14 protein-coding genes are annotated in these 19,761 nt (G+C 53.0%); all 14 read left to right on the plus strand.

Annotated features, from left to right (window positions below):
- The first annotated feature begins 94 nt into the window (after positions 1-94).
- The 14 genes from E7746_RS10670 to pheT all read left to right on the plus strand — a co-directional run bounded on the left by E7746_RS10670 (position 95) and on the right by pheT (position 19,744).
- The gene (locus E7746_RS10670) at positions 95-889 is read left to right on the plus strand and encodes a DUF5715 family protein (RefSeq protein ID WP_136410769.1); all 795 of its coding nucleotides are present in this window, start codon (positions 95-97) and stop codon (positions 887-889) included.
- A complete protein-coding gene (locus E7746_RS10675) occupies positions 861-4,298 on the plus strand; it encodes a hypothetical protein (protein WP_136410770.1) in 3,438 nt (1,145 codons plus the stop codon). Before E7746_RS10670 ends, E7746_RS10675 begins: the two co-directional genes overlap by 29 nt.
- The gene (locus E7746_RS10680) at positions 4,295-5,038 is read left to right on the plus strand and encodes an HAD family hydrolase (protein ID WP_136410771.1); all 744 of its coding nucleotides are present in this window, start codon (positions 4,295-4,297) and stop codon (positions 5,036-5,038) included. Before E7746_RS10675 ends, E7746_RS10680 begins: the two co-directional genes overlap by 4 nt.
- A gap of 14 nt (positions 5,039-5,052) precedes the next feature.
- Positions 5,053-6,117, plus strand: a complete 1,065-nt coding sequence (gene aroB, locus E7746_RS10685; RefSeq protein WP_136411343.1) for a 3-dehydroquinate synthase — start codon at positions 5,053-5,055, stop codon at positions 6,115-6,117.
- Positions 6,118-6,233: 116 nt separating this feature from the next.
- Complete coding sequence (locus E7746_RS10690; RefSeq protein WP_168184367.1) at positions 6,234-6,830, plus strand: YceD family protein; 597 nt, start codon at positions 6,234-6,236, stop codon at positions 6,828-6,830.
- A gap of 19 nt (positions 6,831-6,849) precedes the next feature.
- The gene (rpmF, locus tag E7746_RS10695) at positions 6,850-7,035 is read left to right on the plus strand and encodes a 50S ribosomal protein L32 (protein WP_123395675.1); all 186 of its coding nucleotides are present in this window, start codon (positions 6,850-6,852) and stop codon (positions 7,033-7,035) included.
- A 126-nt stretch (positions 7,036-7,161) separates the two neighbouring features.
- Entirely contained in the window at positions 7,162-8,145 is a 984-nt protein-coding gene (locus E7746_RS10700) for a beta-ketoacyl-ACP synthase III (protein WP_136410773.1), read from the plus strand.
- 239 nt (positions 8,146-8,384) lie between these two features.
- Positions 8,385-8,711, plus strand: coding sequence for a PadR family transcriptional regulator (locus tag E7746_RS10705; RefSeq protein ID WP_136410774.1), 327 nt, complete (start codon positions 8,385-8,387; stop codon positions 8,709-8,711).
- Positions 8,712-8,722: 11 nt separating this feature from the next.
- Positions 8,723-9,754, plus strand: a complete 1,032-nt coding sequence (locus tag E7746_RS10710; RefSeq protein WP_136410775.1) for a PspC domain-containing protein — start codon at positions 8,723-8,725, stop codon at positions 9,752-9,754.
- A 49-nt stretch (positions 9,755-9,803) separates the two neighbouring features.
- The gene (locus E7746_RS10715) at positions 9,804-10,280 is read left to right on the plus strand and encodes a cytidine deaminase (RefSeq protein WP_136410776.1); all 477 of its coding nucleotides are present in this window, start codon (positions 9,804-9,806) and stop codon (positions 10,278-10,280) included.
- Between the two features lie 262 nt (positions 10,281-10,542).
- Entirely contained in the window at positions 10,543-11,457 is a 915-nt protein-coding gene (locus tag E7746_RS10720; RefSeq protein WP_123395669.1) for a GLPGLI family protein, read from the plus strand.
- Positions 11,458-11,465: 8 nt separating this feature from the next.
- The gene (locus E7746_RS10725; RefSeq protein WP_136410777.1) at positions 11,466-14,063 is read left to right on the plus strand and encodes a TonB-dependent receptor; all 2,598 of its coding nucleotides are present in this window, start codon (positions 11,466-11,468) and stop codon (positions 14,061-14,063) included.
- Positions 14,064-14,225: 162 nt separating this feature from the next.
- Positions 14,226-17,048, plus strand: coding sequence for a TonB-dependent receptor (locus E7746_RS10730; protein WP_136410778.1), 2,823 nt, complete (start codon positions 14,226-14,228; stop codon positions 17,046-17,048).
- A gap of 233 nt (positions 17,049-17,281) precedes the next feature.
- Positions 17,282-19,744 (plus strand): phenylalanine--tRNA ligase subunit beta, encoded by a 2,463-nt coding sequence (gene pheT, locus E7746_RS10735; RefSeq protein WP_136410779.1) that lies wholly within the window; start codon positions 17,282-17,284, stop codon positions 19,742-19,744.
- Positions 19,745-19,761 lie beyond the last annotated feature (17 nt).

Raw genomic sequence — 19,761 nt, forward strand, 5'->3', positions numbered from 1 at the left:
GTCTGTTTTTTGTGTATTAGACGGTTTATGTGTAATTTTACACCCTTAAACGGCCGATTGCCGTCAACAACATCACAATCACAGTAATCGTAAAATGAATCATATAACCCGATACATCACTGCGGCTATAGCGTTAACGGCCATCGTTTGGCTCACGGTACTATGCACAAGAAGCTGTTCAAGCGACTCTTCACAGGCTTTTCCGTCGACGGTGGACACAATCAACAACTTCTATACTCATCTCGATTCGATGCCCGACGGAGGGTGTGTAAAGCTGAAAATCAACCCGATAGGCGGTTCTTTGCCGCGAGTGTTCAACGACAGCAACTACATTCATCTGAACGAAGCACAGGCTATAGGCATAAAACCCATCTCCAATCCGGCCGACGCATGGCACATAAATCGTCCGTTGCGTCACATAGGCACCTGCCGCGAATATTACCTCGACGACCTCACCCACTCGCTCCCGTTTCTCGTGCCCGAAGCGGCCGACCTGCTGCGTGACATAGGCCAACGCTTCAACGACTCGCTCATGGCCCGTGGTGGCGGCAGCTACCGATTGAAAGTGACGAGCGTACTACGCACAGGCAGCAGCGTCACCAGCCTGCGCCGCCGAAATGTCAACGCGGTAGAGGCATCGGCCCATCAGTACGGAACCACCTTCGACATCAGCTATGCCAAATTCATCTGCGACTCGGTGACGGTGGCGCGCACACAGGAAGACCTAAAAAACCTGCTTGCCGAGGTTTTGAAGCAACTTCGCGACGAGCAACGCTGTTATGTAAAGTATGAGCGCAAGCAAGGTTGCTTCCACATAACCGCCCGACGGCCTAAAAACGACAACATAGAATCATCATACGATGGAAAAGAACAAGCAAAAGAGTCCTAAGCCCCTTTGGCGCAAGCTGCTGAAAGCCGCAGCTTGGATTGTAGGCGTTGTGCTGCTCCTCATGGTGCTTACGCTGGGAGGCATTGTGTGGATTCTCACGCCGCAAAAGCTGACACCGCTGATCGAAAAGACCGCCAACGGCTACATCGACGGACGCCTCGACCTGTCACGCGCCGAGCTCACTGTGTGGAAAACATTCCCTCATCTCTACATCGACATCGATTCGCTCACTCTCACTGGCAACGCGTTCAACTCACTCGACCCGGCACAGCGCGAGTCGCTGCCCGTGTATGCCGACACAATAGCCACTGTCGACCGCTTCCACGGCGGAGTAAATGTAATGGCGCTCCTCATCGGCAAGATTCGCCTCTACGATGTGGAGCTTAAGTCGATGCAGCTTAACGCCGTTGTCTACGACAGTGTCACGGCCAACCACAACATCGTTCCTCCAAGTCCCGATGACAATTCGGAGGCCGCAACTTCGATTCCCGACATAACCATCAACCGGTTTGACATAATCGACGCTCTCGATGTGCGATATTTCTCGGCAGCCGACAGCATCGATGTCGCACTACGGCTCAGCAACTCCCGCCTTAAGGGCAACGATCCGGGCTACGACATAACGATGGACAGCCGCCTGTCGGCCATGATTTCGCCCGACATAAACATCGACTCGCTGCGTGTGGGCATCAACGGACGGCTTGACTGGCATCACGACCGACCGCAGGAGCTCGAACTGAAGGATTTCACCCTGGCTGTCAACGAGCTGTCGACACGTTTCGACTCCAGGCTCAAGCTTTGGGACGAATTCACCGTCGAAGACCTCGACTTGACCGTAACGCCATTCTCGCCAGCTCAGGCACTTGCCTCAATCCCCGCACAATGGAGGCCCCAACTGCCTGCATTTGACACCGACATGAACATAGCGATGACGGCCAAGCTCGCCAAGCCCTATGTTCCGGCTACCGACAGCCTGCCATCGATGACCGTGACGGTCGACATTCCGCGATGCTCGGGTTACTACGACAAATATCATTGGGACGCCTTATCTCTTGAGGCCGAGGCCAATGTCAACGGCGACGACATCGACAAGTCGGTGGTTACGGTGAAATCGCTCACCGCATCGGCCGACGGCATGAAACTGTCGCTCAACGGCACGGCCACGGCATTGACGACCGATCCCGCAGTCGACGCCGACATTGTGGCATCGGCCGATTTCAACCGAATGGCCAAGGCCATGAAATCGGACATCCCGGGCACAATCGCCGGAAAGCTCGACATCGACACCCACGTAAAGATGCAACTGAGTCACCTTAACAAAAACTCTTTCCACAACATGCTGCTCAACGGCACGCTCACGCTTAAAGAGTTTGACTACGACTCACCCGACACCGACACGCGCATCTACACTCACCTGTCGGAGTTTAAGCTCGGCACCAACGAAAGCTTCGTCCGCGACACCAATCGCGTCGACTCACTGCTTACGGCATCGGTCAGCATCGACACCGCCGCCTTCACCGGCCGGGGAGTGTCGCTTTTCGCCAGGTCGCTGAAACTCGGAGCCGGATGCAGCAACAACTCATCGTCATCCGACACCACTGTCGTGACTCCCATCGGCGCAACATTCCGTGCCGAATACATAAACTTCCTGTCAAGCGACGACTCCACCAAAGTGAAGTTGAACAACATCCGCGCCTACGCCGCGCTGAAGCGTTACGAAGGTCAGGCGCGAGTGCCGCAGCTCGGCATGAACATAGCCACCGAACAGGCTCAGTATGCCGACCGTTACAATCGCCTCATACTGCGTGACGGACAGTTCAACATATCGGCCCACCTCAGGCAGACCCCTGTCGTAAACCGCAGGCTGAAAATGCGCTACGACTCGCTGCGCGCACAACATCCCACCCTCTCGACCGACTCCATAATCGCAATGATGCGGAAAATGTCGTCACGCAACAGCCGTCACGACTACGAAACCCTCGACCTCACCGTAGGCACCTCCATGCAACGGCTTCTGCGCCAATGGGATGTGAAGGGCTCCATAAAGGCCAAGCGCGGAGGCATGTTCACGCCGTTCTTCCCAGTGAGAAACAGGCTCAGCAATGTCGTCCTTGAATTTACCACCGACAGCGTCACGCTCGACAGCGTGAGATACGATGTAGGCCGCTCCGACTTCATGATTTCGGGAAAGTTGCGCAACATCAGGCGCGCATTCACCTCGGGAGGCACCCTGCAGGCCGACCTTAACGTGACAAGCGACTCACTAAATGTCAACGAAATCGTGCAGGCCGCCTACGCCGGTTCGGCTTTCGCCGAGAAGGCCGGCGAAGGGGTTGTCACAACTGCGACTGTCGACAACACCCATCAGCTCGACAGCCTCGCTTCGGCGGCTGCGGCCTCAGGCGAAACGAGCGCACTGCTCGTTCCCACCAACCTGCGGGCCAACATATCGGTCAAGGCACATAACATCATATACTCCGACCTGGCGATGCACGACTTCAACGGTGAACTCATAGTGAACCGGGGAGCCATAAACCTGCGCGACCTCTCGGCGTCGTCCGACATAGGAAGCGCTCGCCTCACCGCGCTCTACTCGGCACCCCGCAAGAGCGACATCCGATTCGGCATGGGACTCGTGCTCAACGGTGTCAACGTGCACCAGTTCCTCAACATGATGCCCGCCGTCGACTCGCTGATGCCGCTACTCAACAGCTTCGAAGGCATAATCGACGCCGACATAGCGGCCACCGCCGACATTGACTCGCTGATGAACATCGAGCTGCCGTCGCTTGAAGCGGCAATAAAGCTCTCGGGGCGTGACCTAGTGCTTCTCGATGCCGAAACCTTCCGCACCCTATCCAAGTGGCTCATGTTCAAGGATAAGAAAGTCAACCGCATAGCATCGATGGATGTCGAGATGCTTGTCGAGAACTCGACGGTCGAGATGTTCCCCTTTGTCTTCGACTTCGACCGCTATCGGCTTGCGGTGATGGGCTCCAACGACCTCGCCCTCAACTACAAGTACCACATATCGGTGCTGAAGTCACCGCTGCCGTTCAAGTTCGGACTCAACATTTCGGGCAACGCCGACAAGATGAAAATCAGGCTCGGGGGCGCGAAATACAAGCCCAATCAGTCGGGCGAGCGCATAGCGATCGTCGACACCACGCGCATCAACCTCATGCGCGAAATCGAGCGCGTATTCCGCCGAGGCACCAACGCCGCCCGTGTAGGCCGACTGAATGTAAGCCGTCGCCCCGAAGCCGTAAACTTCAGTGCCGAGGGCGACACAATATCCCACGCCGATTCGCTCATATTTATAAAGGAGGGTCTTATTCCGGCTCCGCCGAAACCCGAACCTGCCCCCGACGAGCAAAAGGATAACAAGAAAAAATCACGCAAGAAATGATTGACGAGCAAAAAGCAATACTTAACTACCTCTCACGACGCGACCTGATGAGCTTCTCCCCTGTGGCGGCGCTTATCGACATGGACGGTACCCTATATGACTCGATGGGACACCATGCCGACGCATGGTATCGCCTCATGACCGAGGAGGGCATTCCCACCGACCATGACGAGTTCTATCTCTATGAGGGCCGCACGGGTGTGTCGACTATCAACCTGCTGTTTCAGCGCACATTCGGTCATGACGCCACTCCCGAGCAGGCCGCCGAGCTATATCACCGCAAAACGCTATATTTCAGCGCGATGCCGCCGGTAGAGCCTATGCCGGGCGCAAAACGCATGGTCGACCTGCTCATGTCGCGCAACATCACTACGGTACTCGTCACCGGTTCGGGCCAGAACTCGCTTCTAAACCGCCTCGATGCCGACTATCCGGGAGCGTTTCCGCCCGACCGCAGGGTCACCTCGCGCGATGTGAAGCACGGCAAACCCAATCCCGAGCCCTTCCTCAAGGCCATGGAACTTGTCAACGCATATCCCGAAAACTGCATAGCCATCGACAACGCTCCGCTCGGGGTAATGTCAGGACACGCATCGGGAGCATTCACCATAGGAGTTGTCACAGGCCCCATCCCCGAGCAACAGCTCATCGATGCGGGAGCCGACATCATCTATCATTCGATGCCGCAACTCGCCGAGCGACTTCCGCTGCTGCTCGACACTTTCAACACATCAATCTGAAATACATGACGATGATGAAACATCAAGACATAATATTCACCAACTCCGTTGCCGAGCGGCTCTCCTCGATGATCGAAGGCATGAACTGCTCGGGCACATTTATCCTCGTGGATGAAAACACCGATAATCATGTGTTGTCAAAGATTGTCGGACAATTTCCCGCAATCGACAACGCTACAGTCATAAAGGTAAAGCCCGGCGATGTCAACAAGAATCTCGACTCGCTCGTCCATATATGGAACGAATTGCAGCGTGCCGGAGCCAACCGCCGCTCCCTGATGGTCAATCTCGGCGGAGGCATGGTCACCGACATGGGAGGCTTCGCCGCCGCCACATTCAAGCGCGGCATCCACTTCATCAATGTGCCCACCACCCTGCTGTCGGCCGTCGACGCAGCCGTGGGCGGAAAAACCGGAATCAACTTCAACGGGCTTAAAAATGAGATAGGCTCATTCCGCGAAGCCGATGCCGTCATAATCTCCACCTGCTTCCTCGACACACTCCCCGTCGAGGAAATCCGCTCAGGCTATGCCGAAATGCTGAAGCACGGCCTCATCGACAGCGCCGAAGCCTATCACCGCCTGCTTGAATGTGATGTCACGTCAATCGATAGCGAGCGCATGCTTGCACTGCTTGAGGAGTCGGTGAGCGTGAAGCGCCGAATCGTGGAAGAGGACCCCACCGAGAAGGGCATACGCCGCGCCCTCAACCTGGGTCACACCGCAGGTCACGCCTTCGAGAGCCTCGCAATGCGACGCGACAACCCCGTGCCTCACGGCTACGCGGTAGCTTGGGGATGTGTCGTGGAGCTCGTGCTGAGTCACCTTGCCATGGGATTCCCCAGCTCGGAGCTGAAGCGGTTTGCCGACTATGTTTACAACAACTACGGCATATTCCCCATAACCTGCGACGACTACCCCGCATTGCTGGAGCTGATGCATCACGACAAAAAGAACACTTCGGGCGACATCAATTTCACCCTCCTGAGCGAAATAGGCCGTGTGCACATTGACTCGATATGCAGTGAGGACGACATAAAGACAGCACTCGACATATTCCGCGACCTGATGCACATTTAGGCCCCTCACGGCCGTCAACACCCGCCCGCACACCCGTCTTGCACGAAAAAATGCGGCAAAAGTTGATTAATTGGAAGATAATGTATAACTTTGCGGCGGATTTTCAAAAAACTATCGTGGGAAAATTTTCAGCTTATAAGCTCCCGTTAAAGTCATTGCCTGTTGGCAGCCAAGAATTTGACTACCATCTTGACAAGCAATTCTTCGTGGATATGGAGAGTTCCGACATCCACGGAGCCGATCTTGATGTACATGTAACAGTAGTCAACAAAGGCGACATCTATGACATGACCATAGACATTGCCGGCGAAATAACCTTGGTATGCGACCGCTGCCTTGACGACCTTGAGTGGCCCGTTGATACGAGCTACCACATCTTCGTCAAGTATGGGCCCGACTTCAACGACGACTCCGACGAGTTGCTCGAAATCCCCGAAGGCGACGCCTATCTCAACATCGCCTACATGATTTATGACACCGTTGCTCTCACAATCCCCATCAAGCACGTGCACCCGCTCGGAAAGTGCAACCGCGCAATGAGCACACTGCTCAAGAAGCATCGCGCACAAGGCAGTGCAGGCGAAGAGGACGAGGATGAAGAGATGATGGACGAAATCATGGAGGAGGTCGATGACACTATCGACGACGCATCATCCGACGACAACACCGATCCTCGTTGGGACGAACTTAAGAAACTTAACGACAACAATTAAATAAATACAATAAACAAAAATGGCACATCCTAAACGAAAACAATCAAAGACTCGTACAGCTAAGCGTAGAACTCATGACAAGGCTGTAGCTCCTACTTTGGCAATCTGCCCCAACTGCGGTTCATGGCACGTATACCACTGCGTATGTCCCGAATGCGGATACTATCGCGGAAAAGTGGCTATCGAAAAGAGTGCTGCCGTATAACGTAGCTTTATCACGGCATTTGGGCTCAAGTTTTGAGCCGTCAAAAAAACAACATCGTCACCGGGCATCTGGCTTTGCCCGGGCGATGATTTATTCATTCTGAAGCCATAAACCACAAGATAAAGCATGCTTTACCCAAGAATTGCAGGCATTGCCTCATACACTCCCGATGACATCCTCGACAACGAAATGCTGTCGAAAATGGTTGACACCAGCGATGAGTGGATTACAACACGTGTCGGCATCAAACAACGACGCATCCTGAAATTGGAGAATGAAGGTTCGTCCTACCTTGGCATCAAGGCTGTCAACAAGCTTCTTGAATCAACAGGCACAAATCCCGAGGAAGTGGATCTGTTGATATGTGCGACTTCCAACCCCGATTACCGATTCCCCTCCACGGGCTCGATAATAGCCCACAACTGCGGGCTCACCCACGCCTACGCCTACGACATTCAGGCCGCATGCGCGGGATTCCTTGTTTCTCTTCAAGATGCAGCAGCCTACATCCGCTCGGGAATATACAAGAAAGTCATCGTCGTGGCTGCTGAAAAAATGTCATCGATGACCAACTATAGCGACCGCACCACCTGCCCTCTCTTCGGCGATGCTGCAGGTGCTATGCTCATTGAGCCTTCGGAAGAGAAGGTGGGCATAATCGACGGTGTGTTCCACATCGACGGCACCGGACTCCCCCACCTGCTCATGAAAGCGGGAGGTTCGGTTCATCCGGCAACTCACGAAACCGTAGACAACAACGAGCACTTCATCTATCAGGAAGGCCGTGCAGTCTACAAGCACGCAGTTACCGACATGCTCACCTCGTCAATCGATGTCGCAACCCGCAACGGATTGACTATGGACGATGTAAACTGGCTCATACCTCATCAGGCCAATCTTCGCATAATCGAAGCCGTGGCCGAGCGTGCAGGCATCGACCACTCCAAGGTACTCGTCAACATCGAGCACTACGGCAACACATCGGCCGCCTCGATTCCCTTGTGTATCGATGAGTACAAAAACACCCTCAAGAAGGGCGACAAGATTATACTCACAGCATTCGGAGCAGGATTCACCTGGGGTGCTCTATATATTATATGGGATCTCTGATGCTCTGACTCCATTCATCACTCACAATACAACGCCGTGCCTTTTGACACGGCGTTTTTTATTGCCCTGCGCTAACCTTCAGTGCCCCGTTCCCCAATATTTGTCAACACGGAGTTCTCAATACTTCAATCCTGGTTACCCACCTCCTTGTGTTAATTTCTGCTAATTATAGTACTTTGTATTGCATAGTACTATAATCGCCCCTATCTTTGCAGCGTAATCACCATTTTTCACATAAAATGAATCCCGATAACATCAAATCACAAATGCGAAAAGGCCTGCTTGAATACTGCATCCTTCTTTTGCTGCACAGGCACAAGGCCTACTCTACCGACATCATAAGCTCCCTGAAGGAAGCGTCGCTGATTGTCGTAGAAGGGACTCTCTACCCTCTCCTCACCCGGCTCAAAAACGAAGGACTGCTGACCTACGAATGGAAAGAGTCGACATTAGGCCCTCCACGAAAGTACTACTCTCTCACTCCCCAAGGCGAGTCATTTCTCGATGAGCTCGAGAAATCCTGGAATGAAATCAACAACACTGTAAACCATCTACGCAACTATTAATCGACAAAACAATGGAACGTACAATCACCATCAATATGGGCCAACGCACATTCGTCATCAACGAAGATGCCTACTATATGCTCAAGGACTACCTCACCACACTCCGACAGGTTTTCGCCGGCAACAACAGTTCCGATGAAATCATAAGCGACATCGAAAGCAGCATAAGCGACATCTTCGCCGAAAAATACGGTACCGAGCCTGGAACAGTGATAACAATCGATGATGTACGCGAGGTCATCAACCGCGTCGGACGCCCCGAGGACTTTTCGTCATGCGACAACGACGAGGGCGACGAATGTCATCAGGCATCATCAGCCAAATGCCGCAAGCTTTTCCGCGATCCTTGCAACAAGGTGTTGGGCGGAGTGTGCAGCGGATTGGGAGTCTACCTGAATGTCGACCCCATGTGGATACGCATTCTCTTTGTATGCCTCACTCTCTTCACCAATATAATCACTGTAGTCCTCTATGTAGTCCTGTGCATCATAATACCCGAAGCCAAAACTCCGGCCGACCGAATGGCAATGGAGGGCCAGGCCCCTACACTCGACAACATAGCCCAGACAGTGACCCGGCAGTATGACAAGGCACGCGACTACATCAATTCTAATGATGTCAAATCGAAATTCAACAATGCATGTCATGGCACAAAATCGGTTTTTAATACAATTTTCAAGGTTTTATTTATCCTAATAGCCATAGCAAGCATTGTTTTATTCGGCTATATCATCGTCGGATTCAGCTCCATTTTTTTGGACCCCATCTTAGGCCTATTCTCTATGAGCATTAATTCCTTTGGAGTATGCACATTCCCCAATCTCCCGTTCATTTGTATCGGCGCAATACTCTTCATCGGCATTCCATTGCTCGCCTTAATCATGCTGATCTACAACATCATCTTCGCCTCATCTAAGCCGATAAGCAAGGCCGGCCGCATCATTCTCCTCTCACTCTGGATAATAGGAATAGTATTAATAATCGCAAGCTTTGTGTTAAATCATTTCGCAATACTACCTACATTCTCCTTTAGTTTTTCATAATCACGAACAAAAGCGTTACATTTGCATTAATACATAACACGCTTGCGATATGAAAGAACTGCAAATAACCACCCCGATAGTAGTCATGCAATATGATGAACTCGACCCGACCGACCGCTCGCTCGTCGATGCCGCACGCCAGGCCACATTCCGCGCCTACTCACCCTACAGCCATTTCTCGGTAGGCGCTGCGATACTCCTCGACAACGGAGAAACAGTCACAGGCTCCAATCAGGAGAATGCTGCCTACCCGTCGTCGCTCTGTGCCGAGCGCACCGCCGCCTATTACGCCCACTCACGCTATCCCGATGCCAAATTCATGACCATCGCAATAGCTGCACGCGAAACATCGGGCAACGAAATCAAGACGCCTATATCGCCGTGCGGAGCCTGTCGGCAGGCATTGCTTGAATACGAAACGCTCGCGGGCCACAACGTGAAAGTGATTCTTGCCGGAGCCGGCGAATGTTACATCCTTCCGTCGGTAAAATCACTCATGCCGTTGTCGTTCACCGAGTTTGAGTAAACGAGGCAAGCACAACTAAACCATAGAGAGCGAGGCTGTGTCACAAAACCCACCGACACAGCCTCGCTTTAATATATACGTACTCATCATTATATATGTATATACCACATATATGTATATACCACTTGGCAACATGTATTACGACATGACAACAGTCATCACTATTTTTTGACATAAAGTATGTTAAATCGATAACTAAAATTTTAGGTTATCTCGAAAAAGAGATATATTTGCACCGCAAACTAAGATTATAGTTATCGTTATGAAATCATTTCACATCTATGCAATGGCCTTTGCGATAATTGCAATGCCCACAATCACAGCCCAAGCGCAATCCGACGAGATACGCGTAACAGGGACATCGGCCGTCAAGAAGAATCCCACTTCCGACAACCCTCCTAAGGAATACACCGCCCTTGGCAATTCACTCTACGAATGTGTCTATCAGTACGACATCATGGCAACCGCCAAAAGCGGCGAAACAGTCCCCGAAACCTACTCGACCATCCTGCAGATTGGCAACAATTCGGCAAAATTCACCGACATGGCCACCTACTGCATCGATTCTCTTGCGATGAAGCCCGATGCCGACGGCAATGAGATAGCCGAACTCACCAACAAACGCAACAAAAAAGAATTCCTGTTTACCGGAGAGGTCTACCAAAACATTCCCGAAGGCAAAACCACCTATACCGACATCGTTATTCCCAACATCGTGGAGTATGAGGAGGATTTCGCCCCGTTTGAATGGACTTTGACCGAGGACACGCTCACCGTGTGCGGATATCCTTGCATGAAAGCCACAATGACCTACGGAGGCCGCAACTGGGAAGCTTGGTACACCGAAGAGATTGCATCGAGCAACGGCCCGTGGAAATTCGCCGGCCTGCCCGGACTTATAATGAAGGTGAGCGACGACAAAGGCCGGCACACATTCACCGCCGTATCGTTCCGTGAATCGGCTATGCCCATGGGCAAGTTACGCAACATAAATATCCAGAAAACTTCGCGTGACAAGTTCCTTCAATCGAAGAACTACATGGAGGAGGACCCGATGCGTCGCATCTCAACCGAATCGATCAGCAACATAACCGTCACCGCCAACAAATCGATACTCATAAACGGAGTACCGCTTATACAGCGCCCCAACGGCTACACCCCCATCGAACTTAAATAACCGCTGCCATGAACGCACGACCGCTGATCACATTTCTCATGACTATTTTCGGCATCGTCACCGCCCTGCCCCAGGTGACGATAACAGGCAATGTTGAAGATGCCGACAAGCAGCCTCTTCCGGGAACGGTCGTGCGCTTATACTCCGAGGGCCGCATAAAGGCCTTCGCTTCAGCCAACTCCAAAGGCGAGTTCTCGCTTAAAGTCCCTGCCCTTGCAGCCGACTCGCTCGATGTGACGGCACAATGCATCTCCTACGACAAGGCGACGTTGCGCATTGCCAACAGGCAGCAGCACCTAAGCGTAACGCTCCACCCCGCCGAAAACAAGTTGAAGGAGGTCACCGTAGCGGCCCCGATGATAAACGAGCGCGGCGACACACTCGTCTACAGGCTGGCATCGTTCCTCGGCAAGAGCGATGTGACGCTTGAGGACGGATTGAAGAAACTCCCCGGAATAAACGTAAGCGGCAACGGCCAAATCAGCTACCTCGGCAAAAGCATCAGCAACTTCTACATCGAGGGCATGAACATGCTCGGAGGCAAATACAATCTCGCCACCCGCAACATGCCGGCCAAGTATGTCAAAAACGTAGAGGTGCTGAGCAACCATCACGATGCACTCGTCGACAAGGGCAAGCCAAGTGACGATGTAGCATTGAATGTCACGCTCGACAACAGCGTGAGGTTCAAGCCGGTCGGCACCTCCGAGATGCTCGTCGGTTACGGCGACGAGTGGCTCTATCGCATCGGAGTCACAGGCATGATGTTCACCCCGCAGTTCCAGACAATCGTTTCGGCCAAGGCAGGCAACGATCGCCAGTTTGCCATAGCCGATGCCTACGACCACATCACAATCCCGGGAGCCGACAATGAAAGCCTGGCCTCACAGGCGCTCGGCTCACTGTCGGGAAGCCGACCGCCCCTGAAAGGCTACCGTTACATCTCGCCCGACGACCGGCTTGTCAATGCGTCATTCATGCGCAAGTTCACCGATGTGTCGTCGCTGAAAGCCAACGCCACTTACGCCTATAGCGCAACCGACTACTCCTACAGTCAGTTCAGCCGATACTACGCCGGCGAGGAGATCGTGACATTCAATGAAGCAATATCGCCCTACAGTCGCACCCATCGCCCGTCGCTCGATGTCACCTACAACCACAACAGCGCGTCACGTTATGTCGACAACCGCTTCTCGGCCCGCGCCGACTTCCTCACCGAACGCATCTCGACAATCGAGGACAACCGTGACATAAACCAGTTGCGCAAAGCACGCACGGTCAACCTCTCCAACTCATTTTCATGGCGCATCAACCGAGGCCCCATGCAGTGGAACCTGTCATCGTCACTGAGATACCGCATCGCACCCGAAGCCGACCTCAATGTCGCCTTACAAAACAGCGACGACAACGACACCGAGGCCACGCAGCACCTCTCAAGCAACCGGCTCGAGTTCTCGGCCAATGCATCGACAGCCTACAACCGACGGCGCTCCACAATGTATCTGCCCCTCTCGGTGAAATACTCACGCTCACGGCTCAAAAGCGACCTCGTCGGAACATCGCATCTCAACGACATTACGGGAAATTTCGGCAACTTATCCCTGTCGCCAAGCTACCAATACGTAGCCCCGGCTCGCAAAGTGGAACTCGACCTCCACATGACGCTCAGAATGATGGTCATGCACGCCCGCAATCACGCCACAGGAAGCAAAATCGACTACGACCGCCCTCTGTTTGACCCCTCGATGCGCCTGAAGTACAACATTTCGGGCAATTCGTCACTGACCGTGAACTCATCGCTTAACCACAGCATCGGTGATGTGCTCGACCTGATGACGGCTCCCGTCATGACATCCTATCGCACCAACAGGGCAGCATCGGGACTGCTCGCACGAAGCCGCACCTTTTCATCGGGATTTCGGTTTGAATTCAAGAAGCCCATGGATTTCTGGTTTTTCAACGCATCGGCCAACTACTCCGACGCCAAGCGCAATCTCATGAGCTCTCAGATTGTCGACTCAAGCGATATTGCCACAAGCGCAATAGCCGCCGACAACTCCTCACAGTCGCTGTCGACATCGGCATCCGTCACCAAGCAGATAATCCACATTGGAGCAAAAATCACATTGTCGGGCAACTACTCGTGGTCGCGCAACAAAATGATGCAGCAAAACCGACCCATACCCTACTACGGTCAATCCTACAGCATCAGTGCCGACATAACGCTGGCTCCCTGGCGGCTTATCGAGATTCGCTATTACGGGAATTACAGCAAGTCATTCAGCCATTACCTTTCAAGTCACAGCTCATTTGACATGATGTCACACGACATAAAGCTATCGCTCTATCCGCTTGACGGAATGGAGCTCTTCGGACAGACCGAACTGCTGAGAAAGCAGATAACCGCCGACGAACACAAGAGCATATCGCTCTTCGACCTCGGCATAAGCTACAAGCTGAAGCAATTCAAGTTCACGTTACGCGCCGACAACATCCTCGACACCCGCAACTACTATTACACCGTTTACAGCGCACTCGACACCTACAGCTACTCCTACAGGCTGCGTCAACGCTCGTTCACGTTTAGCGTCACATTCACCCGCTGATGTCTATTAACAACCGTAAATACAGGGCAATTGTCGTAAATATCAGCCCGTTTATAGAAATTTGCCATTTTTTCGCCAAAATAAATTAAACCTTTATTTAGTTAGAAAGTCATAGTAACTGTAAATTGAAATTAATTACCAACCTATTTATACTGATTTAAAATGCGACGAATACTCATCGCCTTACTCTTTACGGTGTTTTGTGCCGCGGCCGTGACAGCCGCCGACATAAAAGGAAAGGTCATCGACGAAACCGGTGAACCCCTAATCGAAGCTACCGTAAAGCTGCTTGCTGCAAAAGACAGTGCGTTTATCAAGGGAGTGACAACCAATGTCAACGGACGATTCACCATCTCCAATGTCAAGTCAGGAAAATACATTCTGCAATGCGTATACATCGGTTACGCCAACTCCGACTCCAACTTAACCGTAGGATCATCCAACCTGCAGCTCAAGGACATTGTCATGCGGGAGTCATCGATCATGCTTAAGGAAGCCGTTGTCACGGCCGTCAAGACCGAAATCACAGTGAAAGAGGACACCATAGAGTATAACGCCGGTTCCTACAAGACCCAGCCCAATGCCGTGATGGAGGATCTTCTTAAAAAACTTCCGGGTGTCGATGTCGACTCCGACGGTAAGATTACCGCAGGAGGTAAGAGCGTCACCAAGATTCTTGTCGACGGCAAGGAGTTCTTCGCCGACGACCCCAAGGTGGCATCCAAGAACCTGCCTGTCGACATGATTGAAAAGCTTCAGGTGATCGACCGCAAGAGCGACCTTGCACGACTCACCGGTGTCGACGACGGCGAGGAGGAAACCGTGATCAACCTGACGGTGAAGAAGGATATGAAAAACAGCTACTACGGCGTTGTGAACGCAGGTTACGGTACCGACGACCGCTATGCCGGCAACTTCTATATCAACCGTCTTTGGAACGACAATCAGTTTACATTCATCGGCAACTTCAACAACGTGAATCAGCTTGGATTCACCGATGGTGGCGGACAATTCATGAACTTCGGCGGTGGCAACGGTATAACCACTTCGCAGTCGCTGGGCGTGAACTTCAACGTAGGAAAATCCGATGAAACATTCCGCGTGGGAGGTAATGTCGACTACAGCCACACCGACCGTGACACACGTACACGCAGAAACCGTCAATACCTCTTCCCCGACTCTACATCATTCAATGAAAGCGCGTCAAGCACCCGCAACAAGGGTCACAACATACGCGGTAATTTCCGCATCAAGTGGGAAAAGGACACCCTCACTACATTTGAGTTCCGTCCCCGATTCTCGTTAAACTACAACCGCTACCTCAGCGGCGACTCTTCGCTCACTCTCGCAGGCGATGCCAACCGCTCCAAAGTGACACGAAGCTTGAACTCCGGCTCATCGAAGGGTACATCTTACAGCGCAGGCGGCGACATCTGGTTCAACCGCAAGTCGGGCTCACATCCCGGACGATCCTTCTCGCTGTCGTTAAACTACAATCTCAGCAACACAACCGAGGACTATGACAGCTACTCGTTCAACCGCTTCTTCCTTCTGAACGACTCGATCGACCTCTACGACCAGTACACCGACAATCACACCTGGAGCAACCGCGTGGGATTGCGCGCCACCTGGACCGAGCCGCTGGGCAACATCAAGAACGCCCGCTTCCTTATATTCAGCTACAACCTGAACTACCGCTGGAACAATGCCGACAAGCTCGTCTACGACCATCCCGTCACATATCCCGAGGTAGGCGACCCGATAATCGACTACGACAACCTCGTGTTCAACGACTCGCTCAGCAACCGTTTCCGCAACGACTTCTTCACCCAGCGCATACAGATTGGATTCCGACAGGTGCGCAGTACCTACAACATGGAAGTCGGCTTGACACTTACGCCCTCGATGTCACGCAGCGACGATTTGATCAACTCGGAGCGCAACATCCCCACCCGCTGGGTATGGAATCTCGCGCCCTACATGCGTTATCGCCACAAGTTCACCAAGTCACGCACACTCAATGTCGACTACCGAGGCAACACTTCCGAGCCCTCGATGCAACAGTTACAGCCTGTGGCCGACAAGAGCAACCCGCTGCGCATCGTAATCGGTAATCCCGACCTGAAGCCCGCGTTTACCCACAACATCCGCATCCGCTTCAACGACTTCAACATGGAGGCACAGCGTTCAATCATGGCGATGCTCAACTTCAGCATGCGACAGAACAGCATCGTTTCCAAGACCACGTTCAGCCCCGAAACCGGCGGTCAGGTGACTACCTATACCAATGTCAACGGCAACTGGAGTTCGTCACTCTTCTCGATGCTGTCGCTCCCCTTCCGCAACAAGAACTGGCAGTTCAACGCCAATATGCACGCATCCTACAACCAGAACATAGGTTTCAACAACGGTCTTCGCAACCGCAGTAACTCGCTCAATCTGCGCCCGTCGATAGCTATTGCATTCCGTCCCGAGGCTTGGGAATTTGAGCTCCGCCCCTACTACGGCTTGCAGAACACCCGCAACACCCTGCAATCGGCCGTCAACCGCAATGTACAGGACTACGGAGGAAGCTTCTACGCAGTATGGTACGCTCCGTTCGGACTCGTAATCAACAGCGACTTGACCTTCTCGACAACCAGCGGTTACTCGGCAGGTTACGACCAGAAGCAGTGGATGTGGAACGCATCGATCTCCTATCTGTTCCTCAAGGGACGCGAAGCCACTGTAATGTTGCGCGGATATGACCTCCTGCAACAACGCAAAAACATATCGCGCAGCGTCACCGCCAACTACATCGACGACTCAAGCTACAACTCGCTCACCCGTTACTTCATGCTCTCGTTCTCCTACCGTTTCAACACATTCGGCAAGGGTAGCAAAAACTCCAACCGAGGAGAGTTCGGAGGTCCCGGCGGATTCGGCGGACCCGGCCATGGCGGAGGTCGTCCCGGTGGAGGCGGAGGTCGTCCCCCTCGTCGATAACTCATAGTCATCACCATAACCGATGGCGGCAGTAGACCCTACTGTCGCCATCGCTTTTTAAGAGCCGGCTCCATTATTTGTTAATGCTTGACCGCACCGGCGTGAACAAATATTGGGGAGTGGGGTCTTATTCTTTATCTCAGGTTGAGTGATTACCACTTTTTTTTTGTAAATTTGCGCGAATTTATGTGTGGAGCATCCATTCATCACCTCCACAATCAAGACATTATAAAATGAACATATCATATAACTGGCTTAAACAGTACATCGACTTCTCGCTCACGCCCGAGAAACTCGCCGATGCACTCACATCAATCGGCCTTGAAACGGGAGGCGTAGAGGAGGTCGAATCGATTCGCGGAGGATTGCGCGGAATCGTAATAGGCAAAGTCCTCACATGCGAAGAACACCCCAACAGCGACCACCTTCACATAACTACGGTCGACCTCGGCACGGGAGAACCCACACAGATTGTGTGCGGCGCACCCAATGTTGCGGCCGGACAGACTGTGGTCGTAGCCACTGTAGGCACAACGCTCTACGACGGCGACAAGGAGTTTGTAATCAAGAAATCCAAGATTCGCGGCGTCGAGTCAATGGGCATGATATGCGCCGAGGACGAAATCGGCATCGGCACAAGCCATGACGGCATCATAGTCCTCGACCAAGAGATTAAGCCCGGCACTCCGGCTGCCGAATACTATAACCTCAAGAGCGACTACGTTCTTGAAGTGGATCTCACCCCCAACCGCATCGATGCCGCATCGCACTACGGCGTGGCACGTGACTTGAGCGCATGGCTAGCCTGTCACGACAACGCCTCACAGCTTCACCGCCCTTCGGTCGATTCATTCAAGGCCGACCGCAACGACGGAGCCATAGCCGTGGAGGTGGCCGACGCCCAGGCTTGTCCGCGATACTCGGGACTCACCATACGCAACATCAAGGTGGCTGAAAGCCCCGAATGGCTCAAGACACTCCTCTCGGCCATCGGACAGCGCCCCATCAACAATGTTGTCGACATAACCAACTTCATCCTGCACGGAATGGGCCAGCCCCTGCACTGCTTCGACCTCGCCAAGGTAAAGGGCGACAAGGTGGTAGTGCGTCACTGCCCCGAAGGCACCCCCTTCACCACCCTCGACGGCGTTGAGCGCAAACTCGATGCACGCGACCTGATGATATGCAACGCCGAGGAGCCAATGTGCATCGCCGGTGTATTCGGAGGTCTTGATTCTGGCGTAACTGAAGAAACCACTTCGGTGTTCCTCGAAAGCGCCTACTTCAACCCCACCTCGGTGCGCAAGACTGCACGCCGTCACGGACTGAACACCGACGCTTCATTCCGCTATGAGCGCGGCACCGACCCCAACGCCACCGTTTACTGCATCAAGCTTGCAGCACTGATGATCAAGGAGCTTGCAGGCGGTGAGATATGCGGCGACATCATCGACCTCTATCCCGAGGTGATCAAGCCCTTCCCCGTCAAGCTCGACTACGGTTACTTCAACGCCCTCGTAGGAAAAAACATCCCCGCCGAAACAATCGATTCCATAGCCGCTTCGCTTGAAATGGAGATTACCAGCCACGAGGACAATGCCGTAAACCTTCTCGTGCCCACCTATCGCGTCGATGTGCAGCGTCCCTGCGATGTAGTGGAGGATGTGCTTCGCATCTACGGCTACAACAACGTGGAGTTCTCCAGCGAGCTTCACTCGTCGCTGTCGTTCAAGACCATGACCGATTCATCCAACGACCTCCGCGAGCTTATCAGCAACCAGCTGTCGGCAACCGGATTCAACGAAATACTCAACAACTCGCTCACAGCCGAAAGCTACTACGAAGGCTTGACCGACGAACACAGCGCACCCGTAAAGCTTCTCAACCCGCTGAGCAACGACCTCAACGTGATGAGAATGTCGCTCCTCTTCGGCGGTCTTGAAGTGATCGAGCACAATGTCAACCGTCGCGACGGCGACCTCATGCTCTATGAGTTCGGCAAGGTTTACCAGTGCGACACCACCGTCGAGTCGACAGCCGAGAATCCCATAGCTCCCTACAAGGAGTGGGAACGACTCGGATTGTGGCTCACCGGCAACATACGCACCGGCAACTGGGCCCGTCCCGAAGAGAAAGCCACAATCTACGACCTTAAGGCCGTTGTAGCCAACATATTGGCGCGCCTCGGCATCTCGGAGCGTGAAATCGAACTCAAGAAGACCGACGACAAGCTCTACAGCGCGGCTCTCGCCATAACCACCCGTTCAGGCAAGAACCTCGGCGTGATGGGCATCGTGAGCAAGTCGATGCTTAAGCGTTGCGGCGTAAAGCAGGAAGTGTTCTTCGCCGAACTCGACTGGAATGCAATCGTCAAGCTCTCGATTAAGAAGAAGGTGACATTCTCGCCCCTGCCCAAGACCCAGGCTGTAAAACGCGACCTCGCGCTTCTGCTCGACAAGGCCGTGACCATGGCTCAGGTCGAGAAGGTGGTGCGTGACAGCGAAAAGCGCCTGCTTCGCGAAGTAACCCTGTTTGATGTCTACGAAGGCAAGAACCTTGAAGAGGGCAAAAAGAGCTACGCGATAACAATGATGTTCCAGGATGATGAAAAGACCCTGCAGGACAAGCAGATTGAAGCCATGATGACTAAAATCATCAACAACCTGCAGAAACAGCTCGGAGCGTCACTTCGATAAACCGATAAATAAATCAA

This window comes from Muribaculum gordoncarteri (assembly GCF_004803695.1).
GTDB classification, from domain to species: Bacteria; Bacteroidota; Bacteroidia; order Bacteroidales; family Muribaculaceae; genus Muribaculum; species Muribaculum gordoncarteri.

Excerpts from the sequence above, each read along its gene's own strand:
- E7746_RS10675 (WP_136410770.1), top strand. The coding sequence starts at position 861 with ATGGAAAAGAACAAGCAAAAGAGTCCTAAGCCCCTTTGGCGCAAGCTG.
- E7746_RS10730 (WP_136410778.1), top strand. The coding sequence starts at position 14,226 with ATGCGACGAATACTCATCGCCTTACTCTTTACGGTGTTTTGTGCCGCG.
- E7746_RS10715 (WP_136410776.1), top strand. The coding sequence starts at position 9,804 with ATGAAAGAACTGCAAATAACCACCCCGATAGTAGTCATGCAATATGAT.
- E7746_RS10705 (WP_136410774.1), top strand. The coding sequence starts at position 8,385 with ATGAATCCCGATAACATCAAATCACAAATGCGAAAAGGCCTGCTTGAA.
- E7746_RS10680 (WP_136410771.1), top strand. The coding sequence starts at position 4,295 with ATGATTGACGAGCAAAAAGCAATACTTAACTACCTCTCACGACGCGAC.
- E7746_RS10725 (WP_136410777.1), top strand. The coding sequence starts at position 11,466 with ATGAACGCACGACCGCTGATCACATTTCTCATGACTATTTTCGGCATC.
- E7746_RS10670 (WP_136410769.1), top strand. The coding sequence starts at position 95 with ATGAATCATATAACCCGATACATCACTGCGGCTATAGCGTTAACGGCC.
- E7746_RS10710 (WP_136410775.1), top strand. The coding sequence starts at position 8,723 with ATGGAACGTACAATCACCATCAATATGGGCCAACGCACATTCGTCATC.
- rpmF (WP_123395675.1), top strand. The coding sequence starts at position 6,850 with ATGGCACATCCTAAACGAAAACAATCAAAGACTCGTACAGCTAAGCGT.
- aroB (WP_136411343.1), top strand. The coding sequence starts at position 5,053 with ATGAAACATCAAGACATAATATTCACCAACTCCGTTGCCGAGCGGCTC.
- pheT (WP_136410779.1), top strand. The coding sequence starts at position 17,282 with ATGAACATATCATATAACTGGCTTAAACAGTACATCGACTTCTCGCTC.
- E7746_RS10720 (WP_123395669.1), top strand. The coding sequence starts at position 10,543 with ATGAAATCATTTCACATCTATGCAATGGCCTTTGCGATAATTGCAATG.
- E7746_RS10700 (WP_136410773.1), top strand. The coding sequence starts at position 7,162 with ATGCTTTACCCAAGAATTGCAGGCATTGCCTCATACACTCCCGATGAC.